Genomic DNA, 24535 nt, shown 5'->3' with positions numbered 1-24535 from the left:
GCAAACCGGCAAAGTTTTTTTTGTTTTTCATTATAAATTTCTGTATTATTTATATCGTACTAATTCAATACCCGTGCCGGTTATAGGGAATGGCCATTGAATTACAGCCATACCTGAATTTTGTTCAGCTTCACCAACATCATTTTTTTGTGCGAAGAAAATTCTTCCCTTCAAATCTGATACCAGATTCCGCCATAACGCCTATCTATATACGAAATATAAAACCCCAACAATTTCATCATAGTAAGGATTCATCCGGCATCTCCGGATGCATACACTGCAATTGGGTATTTTCCCATTACCTCAAAACTTAATGATGCTTTAATACAGCCCGCACCATCTGTCCATTTCCCCACCGCATATCCCACCATGTTAGTACCACACAATTAATACAACTCCCCAAACTATCCACCCTGCTGCACCTCCACCACCATCCTCCCACCACCCACTCTCTGCAGGGCATTTGAATTTTTGTTTTCCCTTCTGCCCACTCATAGTGCCCCTGGCCGGGTTGGGGATGTTGGGCCGGGCCTTCAAAACAAAAGCTCCACAGCTCATCCCGGCACCACCGCCGATCCTACCAACCCATCCCCATAAAACCCCACCTGCGGTGGTTTGTTTTGTCAGCCCGTCCAACACCCCCAACCGGCCACCAAAACAAAATGAGAAAAACAAAAATTCATATGTCCCTGACAGAGAGTAAAATTCACCCTCGTTATTACGGAAAAGTTTTCGCATTTTTGCATAGATCCAATAGCACAGGCATGACGAATCGTATTTACCAATCACTACTCTTACAGAAAGCGAAAGGACATAAATCGTTTGCCGTTCTCATTGATCCGGATAAAGTGACCGTAGAAAAGATCACTGAATTAACAACCCTGGCAATGGACGCATCCGTAGACTACCTCCTGATCGGCGGTAGCCTGGTTGTTTCCAATCACCTCGATGAGGTGGTTATGCAGGTAAAGAAAGAATGTAATATACCCGTGGTATTATTCCCGGGATCCCCCTCCCAGTTGTCCAGACATGCGGACGCACTCTTATACCTTTCTCTCATTTCAGGCCGTAATCCGGAACTGCTGATCGGGCAGCACGTCATCTCTGCGCCCCAGGTTAAGCAGAGCGGGCTGGAGATCATCTCCACCGGTTATATGGTCATCGATGGTGGAGCTCCCACTACCGTGAGTTATATCAGCAATGCAACGCCTATTCCGGCAGACAAGAATGAAATCGCCATGTGTACAGCCATGGCCGGCGAGATGCTGGGCATGAAGCTGATCTACATGGATGCCGGCAGCGGCGCCAGGAGACCGATCACCGAAAGCATGATCGAACACGTATCAAAGGTGATTGAAGTGCCCCTCGTGATCGGTGGCGGCATTACAGATCCGGAGAAGGCCTACCGCAATTGCAAGGCCGGTGCAGACGTGATCGTGATCGGCAATGCCATCGAAAAAGACGCCGGGCTGATCCGCGAAATGAGCGCCGCAATCCACTCCATTCCCGTTACCAGCAAATAAAAGGCTGCCTTTGAAGCTGTTGCCTCCACGCCGCCCCAGGGCGGGCAGGAAATTGTAAACGAAAATTTTACACTTAAAAACCCGTGTAAACCAAAAAACGTATTTACATTTGTGCTGTCAAAAAAATTTGAGTTCAAAGTACATCTAATAGAGAAATGCAAAAAAATCTCCACTATACACTCGCTGATGTGATGGCGCTCACCGCCAGCACTATAGTGCGTGGGATTTTTCCTGTACAGCTCCGTACAGTTTTTTACTTTCAGCCTGTTCCCGTCCATGTACGACGTTGATACTCAATTACCATAGTATCCCCCTGATCATTTATTGGAACTATGTGAGCCCGGCCTCTGGCGGGTAGTCCTGCGTTCCTTCACTGCATCATCTGAATTGTCTCGTCATTGTTCACCCTTTTTATTGTAGAGCCATAAATGGAAACTCAACAAACATTCCAGGTTCTTATAGCCGATGAATCCCATCTGAGCTTTGCTCAGATCATCTGTGATGAAATGGCTTCCTCTGCCAAAGCAAGAGGAACGGGCATCGCTAAAAGATCCCCTGAATATATTCAACTGAAAATGCGCGAAGGGAAAGCCGTCATCGCCTTCAACCAGGATGGCGTATGGGCCGGCTTTTGCTATATCGAAACCTGGGGCCATGGCGAATATGTTGCCAACTCCGGACTGATCGTTTCCCCCAACTTCAGAAAGGGCGGACTGGCCAAGATGATCAAGCGCAAGATCTTCGATCTCTCCAGACAGAAATATCCTGAAGCCAAGATCTTCGGCCTTACCACTGGTCTGGCTGTGATGAAGATCAACAGTGAGCTGGGTTATGAACCTGTTACCTATTCCGAGCTTACCCAGGACGAAGCTTTCTGGGCAGGCTGCAAAAGCTGTGTGAACTATGAGATCCTCATGAGCAAAGAGAGAAAGAACTGCATGTGTACGGCAATGCTCTTCGATCCCAAAGATCACTATCAGCCTCAGGAAACAAAAGAATTCTTTGAAGAAAAGAAAAGTGTACTGGAAAGACTCCTCCGTTTCAAACAGTGGAAATTCCTGCAACCTTTCCTGAATAAAGACAGTAAAGACAAAGACGGCAAACCTGCCAACAAATCAAAAAAACTGTTTCAACAGATCTTTAATTTTTAAACCATTTGGAAGAAAGCGATGGCAAAGAAAATTGTACTCGGATTCAGCGGCGGCCTTGACACGTCGTACTGTGTTAAATATCTCGGAGAAGATAAAGGTTATGAAGTGCATTCCATTATTGTGAACACCGGCGGCTTCAGCGAAGAAGAACTGAAACAGATCGAAGCGCACGCTTACAAGCTTGGTGTGAAAACCCACACAACAGTGGATGCCGTTAAATCATATTATGATCGCATCATCCGATACCTCGTGTACGGAAACGTTCTCAAGAACAACACTTATCCCTTAAGTGTAAGCGCAGAACGTCTGGTACAGGCAGTTCACATCGCTGAGCATGTTCAGAAACTCGGAGCAGAAGCAGTTGCCCACGGTTCTACCGGTGCCGGTAACGACCAGGTCCGTTTTGACATGATCTTCCATATCATGATCCCCAACGTGGAGATCATCACTCCCATCCGCGATCTCAAACTGAGCCGCGAAGCAGAGATCGAATACCTCAAGGGTAAAGGCGTTGATATGAATTTCAACAAAGCCATGTACTCTATCAATAAAGGCCTCTGGGGCACCAGCGTTGGCGGTAAAGAAACCCTCAACTCCAAAGGCATGCTCCCCGAAGAAGCCTGGCCCACACAGGTTACTGCCAAAGATGAGCGCGAAGTGAAGCTTTCTTTTGAGAAAGGTGAGCTGAAAGCGGTTGACGGAAAAGCATTCGCACATCCTGCCGAAGCCATCCAGTACCTGCAAAGCATTGCCGGCGCTTACGGTGTTGGCCGTGATATCCACGTAGGCGATACCATTATCGGTATCAAAGGCCGCGTAGGTTTTGAAGCAGCAGCACCAATGGTTATTCTGAAAGCGCACCACGCGCTCGAAAAACATGTGCTCACCAAATGGCAGCTCAACTGGAAAGACCAGCTGGCACAGTTTTACGGCAACTGGCTTCATGAAGGTCAGATCCTCGATCCCGTTATGCGTGATATCGAAGCCTTCCTCGAGAACGCACAACAGAATGTAACCGGTGATGTGTATGTTCATCTCGCACCTTACCGTTTCCAGATCATCGGCATCGAAAGCAAATTCGATCTCATGAGCAGCAAATTCGGCAAGTACGGAGAAATGAACAATGGCTGGAGCGGCGAAGACGTGAGAGGATTCTCCAAGATCTTCGGTAACCAGACAGCTATCTGGAATGCAGTAACAGAAGAAAACAAGCAATAATCATGGCGTCAAGAATATCCATCGGTATCGTTGGCGGAGCCGGTTACACCGGCGGTGAACTGATCAGGTTGCTGATCAACCACCCTAATGCCGATATATCGTTCATCCATAGTCGCAGTAACGCAGGAAAACCCGTCAGCTCCATCCACCAGGACCTTGTAGGCGAAACACCGCTGGTATTTGCCGCAGATCTAAACCAGGATATCGACGTACTCTTTCTTTGCGTGGGTCATGGCGAAGCCAGGAAATTCCTCCAGGAGAATACCATCGCTCCTAATGTAAAGATCATCGATCTTTCACAGGATTTCCGCCTGCTGCCCAATCATACTATCGATAACAGGACATTTGTATATGGTCTTCCCGAACTCAATAAGGAAGCCATCCGCAACGCGACCAATATCGCCAATCCAGGCTGTTTTGCCACGGCCATCCAGCTTGGATTGTTACCACTGGCCAAAGCCGGCCTGCTGGCACAGATCAATACCACTGGTATAACTGGTTCCACCGGCGCGGGACAAAGCCTCGCGGCCACCAGCCATTTCAGCTGGAGGGCGAACAATATCGGGGCATACAAAACGCTCACACATCAGCATGTGAAGGAGATCTCCCAAAGCCTTGATCAACTGCAACCCGGTTTCGGAGCTGCCAATGAAAAAGGAAAGAAAGAAAGTGATCTCAACTTCATTCCCTGGCGCGGTGATTTCACCCGCGGCATCTTCATCAGCTCACAGGTTGATTGTGATCTCAGCGAAACCGAGCTCTACAAACTCTATGAAGATTTCTACCAGGACGCGCCTTTCACCATCCTCAGCAAGGAGCCTATTTTCCTCAAACAAGCGGTTAACAACAACAAGTGTGTGATCCAGCTGGAGAAGGTAGGCAGCAAACTGGTAGTACACTCCGTGATCGACAATCTCCTGAAAGGTGCATCCGGACAAGCAGTTCAGAACATGAACCTGATCTCCGGACTGGATGAATGTGCGGGCCTCAGGCTGAAAGCAAACTATTTTTAGAACAAAGGAAAAAGCAGCATAATGAAACTTTTCGACGTTTATCCCATCAACAACATCACTATCGAGAGAGCTAAAGGCTCCAACGTGTGGGATGACCAGGGAACGCAGTATCTCGACCTGTATGGCGGCCACGCCGTGATCTCTATCGGCCACACACACCCGCATTACGTGGCGCGATTGACGGAACAACTGAACAAGGTAGGATTCTATTCCAACTCCGTACGTATGCCCCTGCAGGAAGAACTGGCTGCCAAACTCGGAAAGCTTTCCGGTAAAGAAGATTACCAGCTCTTCCTGGTGAACTCAGGCGCTGAAGCGAACGAGAACGCGCTCAAGCTCGCTTCGTTTGTGAATGGCCGTAAGAAGATCATCACCTTCAAAAAAGGTTTCCACGGAAGAACATCGCTGGCAGTGGCGGCTACAGACAATCCCGCTATCGTAGCGCCTGTTAACCAGAACCCGAATATCATCTTTTTACCTTATAACGACGAAGCCGCACTCGAAGCCTGCTTCAAGGAACAGGGCAGCGAGATCTCTTCAGTGATCATCGAAGGCATCCAGGGCGTTGGCGGCATCAATGTGGCCAGTCCTGAATTCCTGAAAAAGATCCGCAGCCTCTGTACTGAATATGGTGCTGTGTATATCGCAGACGGCATCCAGTGCGGATACGGAAGAAGCGGTAAATTCTTTTCACATGATTTTGCAGGTGTGAATGCCGATATCTATTCCATGGCGAAAGGTATGGGCAACGGCTTCCCCATCGGCGGTATCCTCATTGCTCCTGAGATCCAGCCAAAGCATTCCATGCTTGGCACTACATTCGGAGGCAACCATCTCGCATGTGCAGCAGCGTTAGCTGTGGTGGAGGTAATGGAAAAAGAGAAATTAATGGAGAACGCCGCTGAAACAGGTAACTACCTAATGGAGGGACTTAAACAAATCCCCGAACTGCAAAATGTTCGCGGAAGAGGACTGATGATCGGCTTCGATGTACCCGAGCACCTGAAAGACCTCCGCAAGAAATTACTCTGGGAAAACAAGATATTCACCGGCGAAGCCAAGGGCAATGTGATCCGTCTCCTGCCATCACTGGCGCTGACCAAAGCAGACGCAGACCAGTTCCTGATGGCCATCAAAGCCACTATCGCATCCATGGTTTCTTCACCCGCACACTGACACCACCAATGAAACAATTCATCTCTGCTGAAGACGTACAAGACATTCCCGCACTGGTGAACCAGGCGCTGGCTTACAAGCAACAACCATTGCTGGATAAACAACTGGGCGCCAACAAACGTATTGGCCTGCTCTTTCTGAATCCCAGTATGCGCACCAGGCTGAGTACGCAGATCGCGGCACAGAACCTCGGAATGGAAGCCATTGTTTTCAATATCGGTAGTGAAGGATGGGCGCTGGAATTCGAAGACGAAGCCATCATGAGCGGCAGCACTGTGGAACACGTGAAGGATGCAGCGCCGATCATGGGAAAATATTTCGATGTTCTCGCCATCCGCACTTTCCCTTCGCTCAAGAACCGCGAAGACGATTACAGCGAGCTCTTCATCCGCCAGTTCATTCGCTATGCCGGCATTCCTGTAGTGAGCCTGGAAAGCGCTACATTACACCCATTGCAGAGCCTTACCGATATTATCACTATCACGGAGACCCTGAAAGCAAATCCCTTGCCTGCAGGCCGCAAACCAAAGATCGTACTCACCTGGGCTCCCCACGTGAAACCGCTTCCACAGTGTGTTGCCAACAGTTTCTCCCAATGGGTGAATGCATGGGGCAATGCAGACTTTGTGATCACCCATCCGGAGGATTACGAACTGGATACGAAGTTCACCAATGGCGCCACCATCACGCACAATCAAGAGGAAGCGCTCAAAGACGCAGACTTCGTGTACGTTAAGAACTGGAGCACTTTCAATAACGAATACGGCAAAATCTATTGCAATGATCCTGCGTGGATGCTCACCAACGAAAAACTGAGCACCACCAATAATGCAAAGGTGATGCACTGTCTTCCTGTGAGAAGGAACGTGGAGCTCAGTGATGAGATCCTTGACGGCCCCAACAGCATCGTTACCCGGCAGGCGTCCAACCGCGTTTGGGCAGCGCAGGCAGTATTGTCGAATATCCTCCAATCTAAATAAGCAATATTGGAAACACTGTACGTAGTCAAGATCGGTGGTAATATTATCGACCATTCAGAGAAACTGGCAGACTTCCTGCAATCCTTTGCAGCATTGCCCGGGAAGAAGATACTCGTGCACGGTGGCGGCAAACTCGCTACACAGCTTGCTGAGAAAATGAACGTACCGCAACAGATGGTTGAAGGCCGTCGCATTACCGATGCAGAGACCCTCAGGATCGTTACGATGGTGTATGCCGGCGATATCAACAAACGCGTGGTGGCAGCACTGCAATCTCACGGATGCAATGCCATCGGCCTCACCGGCGCAGACGGCAACGCCATCCTCGCACACAAGCGCGAAAAAGCCGGTATTGACTACGGATTTGCCGGAGATGTGGATGCAGTGAATGCAGAACTGCTGCACGCACTCCTCAGCCTGAACATGGCTGTAGTACTGGCTCCAATCACCCATAACGGTAAAGGACAGCTGCTGAACACCAATGCAGACACCATTGCACAGGAAACTGCAAAAGGACTCAGCACACATTATAACGTACAACTGATCTACTCTTTCGAGAAGAGCGGTGTATTGCTGGATGCGAATGACGACAGCACCGTCATTCCCTCTATCAACCCCAGCTACTACCAGGAACTGAAATCAACTGAAAAAATATTTGCAGGCATGATCCCTAAACTGGACAATGCCTTTGCAGCCATCCGCAGTGGCGTAGGAAAAGTTATCATCGGAAAAGCGGAAGAACTGCCAGCACTGATAGCCGGAGCAGCCGGCACAAGCATCGTACATGAATAATCATTCTCTACAGGATCTGCAGCACAGTGCGATCGAATTGCTGAAGCAACTCATCGCCACGCCCTCTTTCAGCAAGGAAGAGCAGGATACTGCCAGTATCCTCAAAATATTCCTCGAAGAACGCGGCATTGAAGCAAAACAGTTTAAGTACAATGTGTGGGCCGTGAATAAACACTTTGATGCGGGTAAGCCAACACTGTTGCTTAATTCCCATCACGACACCGTAAAGCCCAACAAAGGTTATACACTCGATCCCTTCACGCCCATCGCAAAGGATGGAAAGCTCTTCGGCCTCGGCAGCAATGATGCTGGTGGCCCGCTGGTGAGCCTGCTGGCAACCTTCCTTCATTTTTATGACCGAAACGATCTGAAGTACAACCTGCTCTTTGCCGCTTCTGCAGAAGAAGAGATCAGCGGGAAAGAAGGGATCGAAATATTATTACCCGAATTGCCGCCCATCGATTGCGCCATTGTAGGAGAACCTACACTGATGCAGATGGCCGTAGCAGAACGCGGATTGATGGTGCTCGATGGCATTGCTCATGGCCGAGCCGGACATGCCGCCCGCGAAGAAGGAGAGAACGCCATCTACAAAGCGTTGAGGGATATCGAATGGTTCAGTACTTACAGGTTCCCGAAAGTTTCTGAACTGCTTGGCCCTGTAAAAACTTCTGTGACCGTAATTGAAACCGATAACAAGGCGCACAATGTGGTGCCCGCCCAATGCAGATTTGTGGTAGACGTTCGCGTGAATGAACTCTACACCTTTGAAGAGATCCTGAGCGTGGTCCGCGAAAATATTCAAAGCGAAGTAACGCCGCGCAGTACGCGCCTCCGTTCTACCAGTATCGCACTGGAACATCCGCTGGTGCAATCAGGCATCAAACTCGGCAGAACTTATTATGGTTCGCCCACTACTTCAGACAAAGCCCTCATGCCTTTCCAGGCATTGAAGATGGGCCCCGGTGATTCAGCACGTAGTCATACTGCCGATGAATTCATCAATATCGAAGAAATAGAAAAAGGAATTGCATTATACATTGATCTCTTAAACCAGGTATTATGAAACTGTGGCAAAAAGAAAGCACATCCACATCTGAACAGATCGAACGCTTCACGGTAGGCCGTGATAAGGAATTCGATATTCTTCTTGCGCCTTTCGATGTGCAGGGCTCCATCGCGCATGTGACCATGCTCGGAGAGGTTGGACTGATGAGTAAGGAAGATGCCACAAAAGCGGTACGTGAACTGGAAAATATCCTGCAGGAGATCAAAGACGGCAGGTTCCGCATTGAAGAACATGTGGAAGATGTGCATTCTCAAGTGGAGCTGATGCTCACCGAGCGCATCGGCGAAGCAGGTAAAATGATCCACAGCGGCCGTAGCCGGAACGATCAGGTGGCCGTAGACATCAAGCTTTACCTGCGTTCCGAGGTGCTGGCAATCAAAGATGCCACAAAAAAACTGTTCGACCTGCTGATCAACCTCAGCGAAAAACATAAAGCTGTTCTCTTACCAGGTTATACACATCTTCAAATCGCCATGCCTTCATCATTTGGCTTATGGTTAGGCGCCTATGCTGAAAGTCTGGTGGACGACCTGGATGTGTTAGCCTCCGCTTACTATGTGGCCAACAAGAACCCGCTGGGAAGCGGCGCCGGTTATGGATCTTCATTCCCGCTCAACCGCACACGCACAACCGAATTGCTGCAATTCGGCACCCTCAACTGGAATGCTGTGTACGCACAAATGAGCCGCGGCAAAACAGAACGCATTGTTGGACAGGGGATCGGAAACATCGCCAATACCCTGAGCAGGCTGGCAATGGATTGCTGTTTGTATATCAACCAGAATTTCGGATTCATTTCTTTCCCTTCCGAGCTTACTACCGGCAGCAGCATCATGCCACACAAAAAGAACCCCGATGTATTTGAACTGATCCGCGCCAAATGCAACCGCATCCAGTCAGTTCCCAATGAGCTTACACTGCTGGTGAACAACCTGCCCAGCGGCTACCATCGCGATCTTCAGCTCACCAAGGAAATTCTTTTCCCGGCAATAGAAGAGCTGAAAGCATGCCTGGAAATGATGCATCTTATGCTCTCCAATATGAGCGTGAAAGATGGAATTCTGGACGATGAGAAATACAAATACCTCTTCAGTGTGGAAGCCGTGAATGAACTGGTGAACAAAGGCATTCCTTTCCGCGAAGCCTACAAACAGGTGGGTAATGATATTGAAGAAGGTAAATTCAGCTTCGATTATAAGAAACAGTTACATCATACGCATGAGGGTAGTCTGGGGAATTTGTGCAATGAAGAGATTGTGAAGGAGATGGAGAAGGTGATTAGCAGATTCTTCTAATTATTTAGAGGGGCCTTGAAAAATTATTAGAAAAATTGCGAAGATTAGAAAGAAGATTATTGATCTTATTCTTCTTTTGCTTATCATTCATCCATTCCTGCAATTTTTTCCAAAGCAACTCATCAATATCTTTCCTGTTTAAATAGCCGTGCTCCCGGATGGATTTTTCGACAAAGTCTAAGTAATAAGCATCATCCAGACCCTTATTTTTAGAATACTCAGCCTTCTTCCCAATTTTTTCTGCCACATTTTGGGAGATAATAAAGTTAGGTTTTCTTCCTTCTATCAATCCCTTTCCTTTCAAATGCTTTTCTTCTTCGTTATTAAGAGGAATTTTCTTCTGAACCTTATCCAGCAAAATAATTTCTTCTAATCTAAGATCTGTATTAGTAGCAAGCCCTCTTGTATATTCCTGATTTAATATCTTACCTGTAAGCTTCACTCTTACTTTTCCATCTCTTGGATCGTAATCAGGCAATGGGAAAAACCTGGACCTCTGGAAATTAAATATCTTCCTGATCCCTCCGCCTACAGTATCGACCATCTTTAGATTAAACATAGCAGTAACCAGGAATTTATTCCGGTACCGTTCCTCAGGAGAATCATCAATGACAACCTTTCGACGGTTCCTGGAATAAAACTCCCAACATTACTAAACATCAATTGATCATCGGACTCAATCAGGTTAATGCGTCCGGACTTTGTGTAGTCTTGATGAGCAATGCAATTATTAATTGCTTCACGTATCGCATAAGGCTCGTACTGATCCACCTCTTCAGGGAAAAGCGTTCCTTCTTTTAAATAACGGTATTTTAGATTCCGGATCCTTGCAATAGGATCCAAATCGTCAATTCTTGCATCAGGTATGGTAACAGCACTCCAATCTTCTGCTAAAGCTTGTGAGCGAATCCTCTCAAACTCATCAACATTAAATGCATTGATCTCTTCATCATCCCTCCCATAATAATAACCTGACCTTGCATGGTCTGCAATTCATAAATTTCTATGAATGAGATTCGGTTTGTAGTCTTGTTAGCTATTCAGACTTAAGGCTATCTAAGTCTTTTCTATTGAGACGAAATTGAGTACCTATAATACTTCGATTCTTGTTTTCTATACCAAAAACCAGCCAACCAAATCGCTTTCCACTTAAGTTAGCTTCATTTGAGATTGCAGAAAAGTACTTGCCTGGTTTATTTGAAGTCGAAAGAATTTTTGGCTTCCTTAGACTCTACAACTTCATTTTCGCCCGGCAAACTCTGGAGATCACTCAACGTTTTCAGCAAGTCATACCTTATTCATGAGATGAAGTTAAGAAAAGAACCAAATTTCATCAACCAAATAAAAATGCCGGCTAATTGAATAAACATCAACCAGCCGGCATCTTCATTATTTCTATTATTTATCTCAGTTGCTTTGTATCTACTCTCGAAGGCGTATCCTTTCCTGCAACAATGGATTTTGCACTCACAGCAATGGATTTGATGATCTCCGTCATGTTCTTCATATCCAGCGTTTCGATCTCATCTTCCTGTGTATGATAGAATTTTTCACTGTCCATTTTTGACGTGGAGATGGTATGCGCCGGAACTCCTTGTCTGGCCAACGTTGCATTGTCTGAACGATAGAACAGTTGCTGATCGGGATAGGGGTCAGGATAGAATTTGAAAGCAGAGCCCTGAAGATTTTTTTCCAGGATAGCGCCCATATCAGTTTTTTCATAACCGGTGATGAAAGCGGAGTTGGTGCCCCATTTGCTTTCGGTGCCGATCATTTCGATATTGAACATGGCCATAACTTTGGAAGGATCGAACTGCTCGGAGAAATGTTTCGATCCAAATCCACCTACTTCTTCAGCAGTGAAGGCTGCAAATACCAGTGTACGCTCATTGTCTTTTTGTTGGGCATAGTATTGCGCCAGCAAGATCACGGCAGTAACACCGGAAGCATCATCATTGGCGCCATTGAAGATGGAGTCGCCGGCTTCATTGGGCTTACCGATCCCAAGATGATCATAGTGACCGGAGAAGATCACATATTCATTTTTCTTTTTCTTCCCGGGCAGAATGCCCACCACATTTTTCAGCGGTGCTCGTGTGATCTCCTGGTTGAACTCAACGGAATATGTATTGGCTGTTTCGTTGGAAAGCACCAGTACGATATTGGAGGGAGATTCGAATGATTGCTCGCGGAAACGCTTGAGGCCATTGAACATCCTGCCATGTTTCTCGTGCACGGTAACGAAATAATTTTTTCTGGAATCCAGCAGACGCATCACCACAGGGAACAGCGTGTCTGCTTCTCCGATGTTCACTTTTGTCCAGCCGGATTTATCATTCACTTTGATATTGCTCTGTGAGCTGAGCGCCACGATATTCTTTTCAGGGATGGCATTGCCATTGAGCGTGCCATTGGCATTCAGGAATTTCGGTTTTATCATCGCGAATTCCTGGAACCAGGAATCACCTTTTACAGGCTGCAGTCCTGCTTTCTTGAATTCGGCTGCAATGAAATCGGCAGCTTTATCGATGCCGGGAGTAAAGGTGCGGCGGCCCTGCATATCATCGGCGGACAGGATCTTTTCGATCCTTTCCACTTCCGTGGCATTGATGATCTGGTCAATGGATTGTGCGTAGGTAACCTGCCCGATAGCGAGCATAGCTACAATGGAGAGAATTTTCTGCATGGGGATGTATTCAGTGTTTTTGTTTTGAGCAACAGGCTAAAGGCTCATCATTTCCTTGAACTTCACAGTCTGACGGCGGCTGACTTCTATCTTCTCACCTCCTTTCAGTTCCAGCAGCAGGCCACCGTTGAAATAAGGCTCAATTTTGTCGATCAGACGAAGGTTCACAATATGTTTGCGGTTGGCGCGAAAGAATGTTTTTTCATCCAGTCTTTCTTCCAGCGCATTGAGAGATTTCAGGATCAGCGGCTTGTTGGGCCCGAAATAGACTTTGGCATAGTTCCCAACGCTCTCGAACAAACGAATTTCGGAAAGCTTCACAAACCAGCAGCGTTCGCCATCTTTCACAAACACCTGGTCGTTCTCACTCAGTACGGAGTGGTTCACGTTAGCAGGGTTCACGGGAAGCTGGTCGCGGTCCTCATGCTGGTGTAACTTCTGGATAGCATCAGCGAGCCTTTTGGGCTCAACAGGTTTAAGGAGATAGTCCAGGGCATTCACTTCAAAAGCTTTCAATGCAAATTCATCGTAAGCGGTGGTGAAGATCACGTGAGGGGTGCGGTCCAGCTCAGACAGCATATCGAAACCTGTTTTGCCTGGCATGGAGATATCCAGGAAAATGAGGTCGGGATTTATATTTTCGATTTTCTCGATGCCCTCTCCGGCATTGGCGGCTTCTGCCACCACTTCGATTTCCGGGAATTCGGTGAGCAGTTTTTTCAGCTCATTGCGGGCGAGGCGTTCGTCGTCAATAATGATGGCTCTGATCATATACCTGGTTAAATATTTTCAACAGGTATGAGTATGCGGGCTTCTACCAGTCCGCTGTCTACCTGTCTTATTTCAAAGTTAGCTTTTTCGCCAAACAATAATTGAAGGCGGTTTCGGGTACTGCTGAGGCCGAACCCATCGCCTGTATTCACATAACCATTGAGGTGACCGGTATTCTGCACGATCAGTTCGTGGAAATTGTTCCTGAAGTCAGACACCACCTTCACCACGCCTCCGCTGATTTGCTTGCCAATACCGTGCTTGATGGCATTTTCAACCAGGGTTTGCAGCATCATGGGTGGAACGGGCTGGTCCAGGGTATCTTCATCTATCTGGTATTCCACTTTGAGGCGGTCCTCAAACCGGATGTATTCCAGCGCCAGGTAGTCTTTCACGATACTGAGCTCCTTCTCGAAAGGAACGGTCTCCTGCTTTTCTGCCTGCATACTGCTGCGAAGGATATTGCTGAGCTCCGTGATGGCATTGCGGGCGCGATTGGGATTTTCATCTATCAGGGCGCGGATGCTGTTGAGGGCATTGAATATGAAATGAGGATTGATATGCGCTTTGATGGTCTTCAGTTCCAGTTCTTTTACCAGCGACTGAAGCCTTACACGATCCAGTTGCGTGTCTCTCGCGCGGACGATATAGTGATAAGCGAAATAGATCAGGTTCCAGATCAGCACAAACAGGAAACAGCCCAAAGCTGCTCGAAGGATCTTATTGACCAGCGCCAGCTCGGCCTGCTTGGGCGGTTCGAAACTCAGCACCCGTTCCAGCGTTGTGCCCAAAGCCGCGTAGATCACGGCAAATACAAATGAAACGAAAAAAATGTAGAAGCCCTGTTCATTGATGGGCTTGTCCACCAGTTTGAACCGGTGAATGAAACTACGCATCACATGGGTCACCAGGAATCCGATAGCTGCTTCCAGGAAGAGTACCTCATAGAAATAGGGTGTTTCCCGGTTACGGAGGGTCAGATAAAAGAAGATATAGACCAGAATGAACGCGCTCCAGCCCAGGATCTGGCAGAGCCAGTAATATGATATTTTTTTAGCCATGTTCGAAAGATCGGATCCCAACAAATCTACGTTTTTGAGGAGGCCATATGCCGTATTTGGGATATATGGCCGTATAATTAGCTTATCGGCATGTCAATGTATGTCTTTTGTCGGAAGAAACGAGCGTATTTGTTAAAGTTTCCGGAACGGGCTCCCGCCTGAAATCCCCCGGAAGGATTAGGCCTGAAACTTTAAAATTTAGCCGTATTTTTGACCATTAAATTCATTTGGAAATGAACATTGCCCCAGGCCCGCTACTCAGCATGATCAATTCTCCGGCCGATCTTAAACAATTGAGCCGGGAACAGTTGCATCAGGTTTGTGATGAATTGCGTCAGTACATCATCGATGTAGTGAGTGTTCATGGCGGGCATTTTGCTGCAAGTCTGGGGGTAGTAGAGCTGTCTGTTGCACTGCACTATATTTACAATACTCCTTATGACCAACTGGTTTGGGATGTAGGCCATCAGGCTTATGGACATAAGATCCTTACCGGTCGCCGCGACGCATTCCCTACCAACCGGAAATACAATGGTATCAGCGGTTTCCCCAACAGGAAAGAAAGCGAGTATGACACATTCGGTGTGGGGCACTCTTCCACTTCCATCTCCGCTGCACTGGGAATGGCAATGGCATCAAAGATCAAAGGAGAGAACCGCAAAGCCGTAGCCGTGATCGGTGATGGCGCACTCACCGCCGGTCTTGCATTCGAAGGCATGAACCACGCAGGCGTTGCAGACTCCGATGTGCTCATCATTCTCAACGACAATTGCATGAGCATCGACCCCAATGTGGGCGCGCTCAAGGAATATCTCACCGATATCTCTACCTCACAGACTTACAATAAATTCAAGGACGATATCTGGAAAGCGCTCGGCAAACTGCCCGTTGGTAAGAACTTCACCCGCGAAATGGCCAGCAAGATCGAGCACAGCATCAAAGGCTTCATCAACAAGAACAGCAATCTGTTCGAAGCACTGAAGCTCCGCTATTTCGGACCTATCGACGGACACAATATTTCCAAGCTCGTAGACACGCTCCATGATCTGAAGAATATTCCCGGCCCCAAACTCCTTCACATTGTAACGGTGAAGGGTAAGGGTTATTCACTCGCGGAAAAAGACCAGACCCGCTGGCATGCGCCCGGTCTGTTCGATAAGATCACCGGCGAGATCTACAAGAAATCATTCGAAGTTCCGCAGCCTCCGAAATACCAGGATGTGTTCGGTCATACCATTATCGAACTGGCCGAACAGAACAAAAGCATTATCGGTGTAACACCCGCCATGCCTTCCGGCTCCTCCCTCAAATTCATGATGGAGAAAATGCCTGATCGCGCATTCGATGTGGGCATCTGCGAACAACATGCCGTTACCCTCAGCGCCGGCATGGCCACACAGGGCATGCGCGTGTTCTGCAATATCTATTCTTCTTTCATGCAACGCGCATACGACCAGGTGATCCATGACGTGGCCATCCAGAACCTGCCTGTTGTTTTCTGTCTGGACAGAGGCGGTCTCGTAGGAGAAGATGGCGCCACACACCACGGAGCCTACGATATCGCATACTTCCGATGTATCCCCAATATGGTGGTGAGCTCTCCCATGAATGAACAGGAGCTGCGCAACCTCATGTATACCGCCCAACTGGAAAAGAACGATTTTCCTTTCTCCATCCGCTACCCACGCGGAGAAGGCGTGATGCCTGAATGGAGAACACCGCTCGAAGAGATCACCATCGGCAAAGGCCGCAAGATCAAAGACGGAAAGGAAATCGCTATTCTCTCTTTCGGTCACCCGGGCAATTTTGCTACTACTGCCATCCGTGAACTCAGAACAGATGGCATCGATCCAGCTCACTATGATCTCCGTTTTGTGAAGCCTATCGATGAAGACCTGCTGCACGAAGTATTCAGCAAGTACAACAAGATCGTAACGGTGGAAGACGGTACAGTAGTAGGAGGATTCGGCAGCGCTATTCTCGAATTCATGGCGGCACATAACTACAAGGCCGACGTGAAGATGCTCGGTATCCCGGACAGGATCGTGGAGCATGGCACCCCCAAAGAACTGTATCGCGAATGTGGTTACGATGCAGCCGGCATAGTTGCTGCCGTTCGTGAAATGGTGGGTGAGAAAGTTCAAGTAAACGTTAAATTGTAATTCCCTGTTTTAAAGTTTATGGAGGGTTTGTAGTTTCGGCATCATTGCCGGAAAGGCATCGTTTGCCCTGATAAACCATCTCCATGAAAAGGTTCATTCTCACTATTGTTTCTTTACTGATCGTGTTCCTGCTGGCCAGCGGCGGCTGGTATCTTTATAAGAAGAACAGCAAAGCGCCTGCGGTCAAGCCCCTCCCATCAGCAACCCTTATGCGAAAACTGGGATCAAAAGGCACAATACTTCAAACCTTTGCCAAAGCGAACAATTTCAACACTGAGCTTTGCTTTATGATCGATATGAAGATCGAATCCGGTAAGAACCGTTTTTTCATTTATGATATGAAAAAAGATTCAGTCCTGGATGCCAGCCTGGTAACGCATGGCCGATGCAATGAAACCTGGTTGAAAGGCAGGAAATACGGCAACGAAGCAGGCTGCGGCTGTACGTCTCTCGGGAAATACAAGATCGGGAATCCTTACCATGGCAGGTTCGGACTGGCCTATAAACTGCATGGCCTTGACGCCACCAACAGCAATGCTTTCAAAAGATATGTTGTACTGCATTCCCATGAATGCGTACCCAATAATGAAGTAGCTCCTTACCCAATCTGCCAGAGCGATGGCTGCCCAACGGTTTCTGCTGATTTTCTGAAAAAGCTGGCGGGGATCATTGATAAGAGCAGCAAACCCATTTTGCTATACATCTACGAATGAGCAGAATAGAAGGTATGATCTCCGCAAATTTGCGGAGATCACTTAAACAAGCTGATATAGGGCTCGAAAACAAACCAGCGGAATCTTACTGAACTATTCTCCTGTACAAGCCATTTCCTTTCCTCAAAAATCCTCACCAGATCATTGGCAGCTTTAGTACTTAACTGGCAAACCTCTTCAACTTTTTTTATGTTGATTACCGGGTTATGAAATAAATGTTCAAGCAATTTTTGGCCGGAGGCCTGGCGCCTGCCAATATCTGTCAGGATTTCCTTTTCAAGCCCAACCTTTAATTCCAATACCGCATCCAATGTTTTTGCTCCATTGGTGGCGGTTTCTATTACTCCTGTCAGAAAAAATTTCAGCCAGTTTACAAGTTCATTCCTTTCACTTACGCGCCGGAGATTTTCGTAATAAAGTGATCGGTTCTTCTCGAAATACACACTCAAATACAATAATGGCTTTTTTAAAATTCCAGTAGAGATCAGAAAGAGAGGGATCAGCAAACGCCCGATCCTTCCATTTCCATCTAAGAACGGGTGGATAGTTTCATATTGATAATGTGCAATTCCGATCCTGATCAATGCAGGAACCTCTACATCATCATTGTGCAGAAAATTCTCCAGATCACCAATGAGCGGATGTACATAATGAGCAGCCGGTGGAATGAAAACGGCTTCAGATAAAGTAGCGCCACCAATCCAGTTCTGACTGGTCCTGTATTCTCCAGGTAGTTTATTATTACCACGAACGCCATTCATCAGTATCTTATGTGCCTGGCACAGTAATCTCGAAGAAAGCGGAAGTTTATCCAATTGCCTGACGGCGCCGTAAAGCGCCCTGACATAATTATTCACTTCTATCCAGTCAGACCTTCGTTCTGGTTGAATCTCATCTTCCGGCAATAAAGCTTCATCTATTTGCGTACGGGTGCCTTCAATTTTGCTGGACTCCACCGCTTCTTTGGTAACATGCAACTGAATGTAAAGATCTGTACTGGGCACCAGGCGAGCATATGAGTTGAGCTCGCCCAGCTTAACATACGCCTTTTCCAGCAAAGCATTGATCGTTCCATCTTCCCAAACCCAAAAATGATTAATGTTTGAAGGGACAAAATATTTGTAATTCATCCCTTTTTCAAAATGACCAGCTTTGAATTTTTCTATGGATTGCCTGGAATTTTTCATTCTACAAAAGTATACTTATTTTTCATCAAGTTTACTTTTTGCCAAAAAAGTAAACTTACTATTCTTTAAGTTTACTTAAGGAAACTTAGACTGGATAAAAAAATGCCCGCCGGTGGCGGGCATTTAAACATATTTTGAATGCTTGCTTACTTTTTATCCACTTCATTATTTTCCTCTTCGTCATCATTTTCATCGTCATCATCGTCATCATCCTCTTCTTCTTCGTCATCTTCATCAGAGTCATCATCTTCTTCAGCTTCTTCTGATTTATTTTCTATCGCTCCATCCTTCAACTCATCATCTTCTTCCTCATTCCCTTCCTCTTCTTCAAAATCATCCTCTTCCAACTCCTCTGCAAACTCTTCTCCAAACAATCCGCTTTTTTCCTCATTTCCACCAGACATCAATCCGTTCGGCAGGCCATCCAATCCAAATTCATCTTCCTCCCTGTTCTCATTATATTCAACGATGAAGTTGTTCCTTCCTTCGCCCACCATGATGGTAAGATATTTCAACTGAACCAGCTCCAGCATGGAAAGAAAGAGGAATATCGCTTGTATGCGATCGTTAGCCCTGTTGAAGATCCTTTCGAAGGGAACTGTTTTGTTTTTCTTCAGTGTGTAGATCATATACTCACGGCTTTCTTCCATGGTATAGTTGTAACGCACTACGGTATGAACGGGTTTGTTGTTACGCTGTTCCATCCGCTTCATCACGCGCTCGAAAGTCTTCATGAGCTTGAAGAGCGTGATGGTTTGTATCTCGGTTCCCTCGCCGGATTCTTCTCCGATGGAGGAAAGTTCTTTGGCGAGATTACCTCTGCGCACCATCAGCATACGCATCGCTTCCATTTCTGCCATCTGAACGGCGGCTTCCTTGTAGCGTTTGTATTCGAGGATCTTGTCAACCAGTTCCTGACGGGGATCGATCTCATTACCCTGGGCATCCAGCTCCTTCCTAGGCAGCAGCATTTTTGCTTTGATGCGCATGAGTGTGCTGATGAACAGGATGAATTCACTCGATAATTCAATATTGAGTTTTTCCTGCTCATGGATATATGCAAGGAAATCCTTGATGATATTGGTGATGGGAATATTATAGATATCCAGTTCGTCCCGCTCGATGAAGAAGAGCAGAAGGTCGAATGGTCCCTCGAACTGGGGAAGCCTGATCTGGTACGAAGACTGATTTACCATGCTGATGATTTGGAATATTCTCCGGGATACCTGCCTGTCTTTCAGGATCACGCACCGGCTGGATAGCCCGGAAACAAAGCCGCCTGCAGCTCCCGGCGGGGAACAGCAGGCGACAAATGTATGAAATATCCTGCTTAGAATTTAGCTGAAAAACCCACACTGAGCAAGGACCTGAGCTGTGTTCCGGCCGAAGTGTTATCGGGCCCGAACTGACGCACATCATCATCATATATCAGGTCGAAATTATACGTAACGTTCAGGAACTTATTCACTTTCATAGAAATGAGGTTGGTCCAGAATACGTCTACATTTTGCGGCTTGGCCGAGTGCTTTTCTCTTTCTACCTGGTAAGAACCTGTGGGTGTATAGCGGTAAGTGCTCAGGTAGTTGGAATAGAGATCGAGACGGCTCTTGTAGGTAACGTTCTTGAGGATCTCCTTGGCAAAATTAGCGGAAGCGAATCCACCGAGCTCCATTCTCACTTTCTGATGAGGGTCCACTCCGTAGAGGGTAGAGAGTGGTTTTTCAAAGCCACCGCCATCATCAACCGGAATAATGCCACCGGGGAAATAATAGCTCCAGGCATCGGTCACAATCACAGAACGCGCAGATATTGGAGAAATGAACAGGCTGAAATAAGGTACAGGGTGCCAGTCGATACCCGGCGCAACGATCAGGTAGGCCGGTGCAAAGAATGCGGAGGTCCTGCGCTTGTAGGTATCTTTTCCGAGATAGGTATAATCGAATCCGTTCGTGAATTGTGAACGGAAGTTCACCACGCCGGAGAGGCTGAGCGTTTTGGTAAGATCATGACCCAGCTTGGAGAAGTAATCGATCTTATCATCTGTTTTTCGGTTACCCAGCGACGTGGTATTCACGATCGCATAACCGAGATCGAGGTTATTGTTCCAGTAGAATCTTCCTTCCCTGTAATTGGCAAATACACTTAGTTGACCTGAAGTGGAAAAAGAGAATTTTTCTGCACCGGCAGCCCAGTTCTTACTGCTGCCTTGTCCGAAGTTGAGGGAAAAAAGGCCCCCTTTTCTCCATCCATGTTTGTGGGAAGTATCAACGGCCACTGCTTTTTCAGCGGTTGATTTGATTTCTTTTACACCTGGGTCCTGTGCCTTCAGTGCATACAATGACAAACTGAATGCGCAAAAGAGCAAGATTTTTCGCATAGTAGTAGAATATAATGATGGTTAGATTACTTTTTCTTCAGCTCATCCCTGATCTCCATGAGCAATTGCTCTGTGGCAGTTGGTGCAGGGGGTGCTGCGGGAGCTTCATCTTTCTTAGCTGTCAACTTTTTCATACCACGGACCAACAGGAAGAGTATCCAGGCAATGATGATGAATTTGATGATGGCTGAAAGGAATTTTCCGTATTTGACGGCGCCCCAGGATAACGTATCGATGTTCTCTGCATTGGCAAATTTCAATGCGGGAGTCAGCAGTAATGGCGTGATCACATCATCAACAAGAGAAGAGACGATGGTTCCAAAAGCGCCACCGATGATCACCGCAACGGCGAGATCAACAACATTACCTTTCAGTGCAAAGTCTTTGAAGTCTTTAAGCATTCCCATATAGATAGATTTTTAATTGAATGAATGCAACCATGGCAAAACTATATAATATATAATTGCCAGCCATATATTGATTTCCACGATGTGGATTTCGGTTAGGCAAAGAGGCTATTGTTCTTTTTTGAGACCGGGGTATTTCATGTCGAGATCCTGCAATGTTTTCAGCAGGGTGTTGGCGATCAGGTATTCCTTGTACCAGTTCTGATCTGCGGGTACAATGGTCCAGGGAACATTGTTACAATGTGTGAAAGCATCATCATATACTCTCATGTAGTCGTCCCATTTCTTTGCTTCTTCAAAATCATTCGCGTTGTACTTCCACTGTTTAGCGGGGTCGTGTATACGCTCGTTGAGTCTTTCCTGTTGTTCTTCAGGAGAAACATGCAGGTAGAATTTAAGGATGCGCGTACTGTTATGTTCGGTGAGCAGTTGTTCAAAATCGTTGATGGCCTTCATGCGCTTTTTGGCAGTATCATCATCTATAAGATGATGTACCCGTGTAACCAGTATGTCTTCATAATGCGATCTGTTGAAGATCTGGATCACGCCTTTTGCAGGAGCGTGAGCATGTACACGCCAGAGGAAATCGTGAGACAATTCTTCTGCCGTTGGTACTTTAAAACTTTTCACTGTAACGCCCTGTGGGTTGAGGGTACCGAATACGTTGCGGATCACGCCATCTTTTCCGCTTGCATCCATTCCCTGGATCACGATCAGGATGGCGTGTTTGGATTCTGCGTAGAGCAGGTTCTGCAGTTCGTCCAGCTTCTGCATAATGGCTTCGGTCTTAGCCTTTGTTTCCTGCTTGTCAAACTCTTTAGGAGCGCGGGTACTGATGGAGGATAGTAATGTTTTTCCCATAGCGGCTATTGTAAGATTTAAGGTATATCATTTTTCTGATTTGCTGATGTACCTTTTTAATGCGCAGGATTGAAAAAAGAAGGCTGTCTCTCCGAGACAGCCTTCGTAAACATATAGCGGCTGTTGTTACACAGTCATGATTTCTTTTTCTTTCGCTGCAAGATGTTTATCTACCAGAGAAATGAATTTATCTGTAAGGTCCTGCACATTCTTTTCTCCGTCTTTACAAACGTCTTCACTGAGGCCGTTCTTCTGCAGTTTCTTGATCTTTTCGATAGCATCCCTGCGGATATTGCGGATAGCAACTTTTGAATGTTCTCCTTCGCCCTGTGCGCGTTTCACCAGTTCTTTACGGCGCTCTTCTGTGAGCGGCGGCATAAAGAGTCGAATGATCATACCATCATTCTGGGGTGTGATACCGATATTGGCGGCAATGATAGCGCGCTCGATCGGTTGCAGCATATTTTTTTCCCAGGGCTGAATGGCCAGCGTTCTGGCATCGGCCACTGTTATATTTCCCACCTGACTGATAGGTGTGGGGGTTCCATAGTAGTCAACAACAAGGCCGTCTACCAGGTTTGGGTTGGCCTTTCCTGCACGTACTTTGATCAGCTCGGCTTCCAGGTGGTCAATAGCCTTCACCATGGCTTCTTCAGCCTGGCTTTTGATAATATTTAACTCGTCTGACATAATTGAATGAATTAAGTGCGTTGCAAACCTACGTCAAATCAGAAAAATTGCACAGAGAACGGATGAGAATTTAATAAATCAGGGTCTTTTACAATTCAGAAGAACGTAAAAGACCCTTGAGATTTATGTGAAGGGACTCAATTCTTGTGTTCGAGGATTGTATCCTTGGTAAGAGGAACGATCTTGGTGGTACCTTTTTCCTTGATGTCTTTTTCCACAGATCTGGCCACAAAAAGGCGGGGTTGGGGGCGTGTGTAGTACAGGGCGGCAATACCGGTAAAGAAGAACCCGATCACCCCAAGGATGATCCAGGTGCAACCGAAATTGCGCATACTGTAAGCAACCACCACAAACAGCAGGTTCACAGCTACCAGGCTCAACGTAATGGTACGGTGAGAAAGGCCTCTGTCTAGCAGCAGGTGATGGATATGGTTTCTATCGGGGCTGAAAGGTGAGCGGCGGTTGATGATACGGATACCAAAAACCCTTAATGTATCCAGCAGGGGGATCATCAGGATGGTAAAGGCCAGGGCCGGTGATGCTATCAGCGGATAGGCCACATCGGTAGCATTGGCTGCGTCAATGAACTTAACGGCAAGTATAGACGTAATCAGCCCTATCAATAAGGAACCCGTATCGCCCATGAATACTTTCGCGGGCTGGAAATTGAAGATCAGGAAAGCTGCAACACTGCCGGCCAGTGAGAAGGCCAGGATCGCATACCCGATCATGTTATTCTGCAGAAAATAGAATCCGAAAATGATGGAGGTCATCAGGCCCAGGCTTCCGGCCAGGCCATCAATACCGTCGATCAGATTGAATGAGTTGATGATCACGATCACAGTGAAGTAGGTCAGCAGCAGGCTGAAGGATTCAGGCAATTCATGAATGCCCATGAAACCATGCATGCTGGTGAGCTGTACACCACCTTTATAAATGATCAGGAAGGCGGCCAGCACCTGTCCAATGAATTTCTTGATGGGGGAAATAACCAATATATCATCTTTCAGACCCAGGAAGAAGATCACGAAGGCTGCAGCCAGAAAATACTGCATCTCGTTCGATTTCTGAAATTGAATGGCTACCAGACAGGCCAGGATGAAGCCGGCAAATATGCCAAGACCGCCCAGTGAAGGGATCGGCATTTCATGGATCTTGCGCTCGTCCGGAATGTCGAAGAGTTTTTTTCTTTCGGCCACTGTAATAATTACAGGGATAGCTAAGAAGGTTACAGTAAAGGATATAGCTATCGAAAGTAATACATCAAACATCAGCCCTGATTTTGGTTTCCTAAATATTTGTCTTTATAATATCTACGTGCTGCTAATCTGGCCGGTTGGGGCAAAATAGATGCCAAGGTTCAAAACTACAGCACTTGTCGCTATAAATGAACTTCAATTCAG

At 46.9% G+C, this 24535-nt stretch carries 22 protein-coding genes; 11 read left to right on the top strand and 11 right to left on the bottom strand.

What is annotated here, in order from left to right; all coding sequences use genetic code 11:
- Positions 1-764: 764 nt before the first annotated feature.
- The 9 genes from FSB84_RS09410 to argH all read left to right on the top strand — a co-directional run bounded on the left by FSB84_RS09410 (position 765) and on the right by argH (position 10217).
- Positions 765-1523, top strand: a complete 759-nt coding sequence (locus FSB84_RS09410) for a phosphoglycerol geranylgeranyltransferase (protein WP_130541809.1) — start codon at positions 765-767, stop codon at positions 1521-1523.
- A 428-nt stretch (positions 1524-1951) separates the two neighbouring features.
- Positions 1952-2674, top strand: coding sequence for a GNAT family N-acetyltransferase (locus FSB84_RS09405; protein WP_225980027.1), 723 nt, complete (start codon positions 1952-1954; stop codon positions 2672-2674).
- A gap of 18 nt (positions 2675-2692) precedes the next feature.
- The gene (argG, locus tag FSB84_RS09400; RefSeq protein WP_130541810.1) at positions 2693-3892 is read left to right on the top strand and encodes an argininosuccinate synthase; all 1200 of its coding nucleotides are present in this window, start codon (positions 2693-2695) and stop codon (positions 3890-3892) included.
- 2 nt (positions 3893-3894) lie between these two features.
- On the top strand, positions 3895-4905 hold the full coding sequence (gene argC, locus FSB84_RS09395; protein WP_130541811.1) for an N-acetyl-gamma-glutamyl-phosphate reductase: 1011 nt from the start codon (positions 3895-3897) through the stop codon (positions 4903-4905).
- A 21-nt stretch (positions 4906-4926) separates the two neighbouring features.
- Positions 4927-6081, top strand: coding sequence for an aspartate aminotransferase family protein (locus FSB84_RS09390; protein ID WP_130541812.1), 1155 nt, complete (start codon positions 4927-4929; stop codon positions 6079-6081).
- A gap of 8 nt (positions 6082-6089) precedes the next feature.
- The gene (locus FSB84_RS09385; protein ID WP_130541813.1) at positions 6090-7061 is read left to right on the top strand and encodes a Rossmann-fold NAD(P)-binding domain-containing protein; all 972 of its coding nucleotides are present in this window, start codon (positions 6090-6092) and stop codon (positions 7059-7061) included.
- 6 nt (positions 7062-7067) lie between these two features.
- A complete protein-coding gene (argB, locus tag FSB84_RS09380) occupies positions 7068-7853 on the top strand; it encodes an acetylglutamate kinase (RefSeq protein WP_192909908.1) in 786 nt (261 codons plus the stop codon).
- Positions 7846-8919 (top strand): M20 family metallo-hydrolase, encoded by a 1074-nt coding sequence (locus tag FSB84_RS09375; RefSeq protein ID WP_130541815.1) that lies wholly within the window; start codon positions 7846-7848, stop codon positions 8917-8919. The genes argB and FSB84_RS09375 overlap by 8 nt, the downstream gene beginning before the upstream one ends.
- Entirely contained in the window at positions 8916-10217 is a 1302-nt protein-coding gene (argH, locus tag FSB84_RS09370; RefSeq protein WP_130541816.1) for an argininosuccinate lyase, read from the top strand. The genes FSB84_RS09375 and argH overlap by 4 nt, the downstream gene beginning before the upstream one ends.
- 4 nt (positions 10218-10221) lie before the next feature.
- Here argH and FSB84_RS30980 read toward each other — a convergent pair whose 3' ends face one another.
- The 4 genes from FSB84_RS30980 to FSB84_RS09350 form a co-directional block, all read right to left on the bottom strand.
- Entirely contained in the window at positions 10222-10827 is a 606-nt protein-coding gene (locus FSB84_RS30980; RefSeq protein ID WP_341273667.1) for an ATP-binding protein, read from the bottom strand.
- Positions 10828-11619: 792 nt separating this feature from the next.
- The gene (locus FSB84_RS09360) at positions 11620-12903 is read right to left on the bottom strand and encodes a M20/M25/M40 family metallo-hydrolase (RefSeq protein ID WP_130541817.1); all 1284 of its coding nucleotides are present in this window, start codon (positions 12901-12903) and stop codon (positions 11620-11622) included.
- A 36-nt stretch (positions 12904-12939) separates the two neighbouring features.
- On the bottom strand, positions 12940-13674 hold the full coding sequence (locus tag FSB84_RS09355) for a LytR/AlgR family response regulator transcription factor (protein ID WP_192909907.1): 735 nt from the start codon (positions 13672-13674) through the stop codon (positions 12940-12942).
- 8 nt (positions 13675-13682) lie between these two features.
- Entirely contained in the window at positions 13683-14735 is a 1053-nt protein-coding gene (locus FSB84_RS09350; RefSeq protein WP_130541818.1) for a sensor histidine kinase, read from the bottom strand.
- A 233-nt stretch (positions 14736-14968) separates the two neighbouring features.
- Here FSB84_RS09350 and dxs point away from each other — a divergent pair, with 233 nt between their 5' ends.
- Complete coding sequence (gene dxs / locus FSB84_RS09345) at positions 14969-16897, top strand: 1-deoxy-D-xylulose-5-phosphate synthase (protein ID WP_130541819.1); 1929 nt, start codon at positions 14969-14971, stop codon at positions 16895-16897.
- Between the two features lie 83 nt (positions 16898-16980).
- The gene (locus tag FSB84_RS09340; RefSeq protein ID WP_130541820.1) at positions 16981-17610 is read left to right on the top strand and encodes a murein L,D-transpeptidase catalytic domain-containing protein; all 630 of its coding nucleotides are present in this window, start codon (positions 16981-16983) and stop codon (positions 17608-17610) included.
- A 38-nt stretch (positions 17611-17648) separates the two neighbouring features.
- Here FSB84_RS09340 and FSB84_RS09335 read toward each other — a convergent pair whose 3' ends face one another.
- The 7 genes from FSB84_RS09335 to FSB84_RS09300 all read right to left on the bottom strand — a co-directional run bounded on the left by FSB84_RS09335 (position 17649) and on the right by FSB84_RS09300 (position 24403).
- A complete protein-coding gene (locus FSB84_RS09335) occupies positions 17649-18797 on the bottom strand; it encodes a Fic family protein (protein ID WP_130541821.1) in 1149 nt (382 codons plus the stop codon).
- A 146-nt stretch (positions 18798-18943) separates the two neighbouring features.
- On the bottom strand, positions 18944-19993 hold the full coding sequence (locus FSB84_RS09325; RefSeq protein ID WP_225980026.1) for a segregation and condensation protein A: 1050 nt from the start codon (positions 19991-19993) through the stop codon (positions 18944-18946).
- 134 nt (positions 19994-20127) lie between these two features.
- Positions 20128-21174, bottom strand: a complete 1047-nt coding sequence (locus FSB84_RS09320) for a DUF3078 domain-containing protein (RefSeq protein ID WP_147122117.1) — start codon at positions 21172-21174, stop codon at positions 20128-20130.
- Between the two features lie 26 nt (positions 21175-21200).
- Positions 21201-21581, bottom strand: a complete 381-nt coding sequence (gene mscL / locus FSB84_RS09315; protein WP_130541823.1) for a large conductance mechanosensitive channel protein MscL — start codon at positions 21579-21581, stop codon at positions 21201-21203.
- 108 nt (positions 21582-21689) lie between these two features.
- Positions 21690-22442 (bottom strand): PPK2 family polyphosphate kinase, encoded by a 753-nt coding sequence (locus tag FSB84_RS09310; protein WP_130541824.1) that lies wholly within the window; start codon positions 22440-22442, stop codon positions 21690-21692.
- 126 nt (positions 22443-22568) lie between these two features.
- The gene (frr, locus tag FSB84_RS09305; protein WP_130541825.1) at positions 22569-23132 is read right to left on the bottom strand and encodes a ribosome recycling factor; all 564 of its coding nucleotides are present in this window, start codon (positions 23130-23132) and stop codon (positions 22569-22571) included.
- A gap of 137 nt (positions 23133-23269) precedes the next feature.
- Positions 23270-24403, bottom strand: a complete 1134-nt coding sequence (locus tag FSB84_RS09300; RefSeq protein WP_130541826.1) for an MraY family glycosyltransferase — start codon at positions 24401-24403, stop codon at positions 23270-23272.
- Positions 24404-24535 lie beyond the last annotated feature (132 nt).

The sequence above is a fragment of the Pseudobacter ginsenosidimutans genome (assembly GCF_007970185.1).
Lineage (GTDB): Bacteria > Bacteroidota > Bacteroidia > Chitinophagales > Chitinophagaceae > Pseudobacter > Pseudobacter ginsenosidimutans.
Note: the sequence above shows the minus strand (reverse complement) of the source record. Positions and strands in the feature narration are given on the sequence as shown.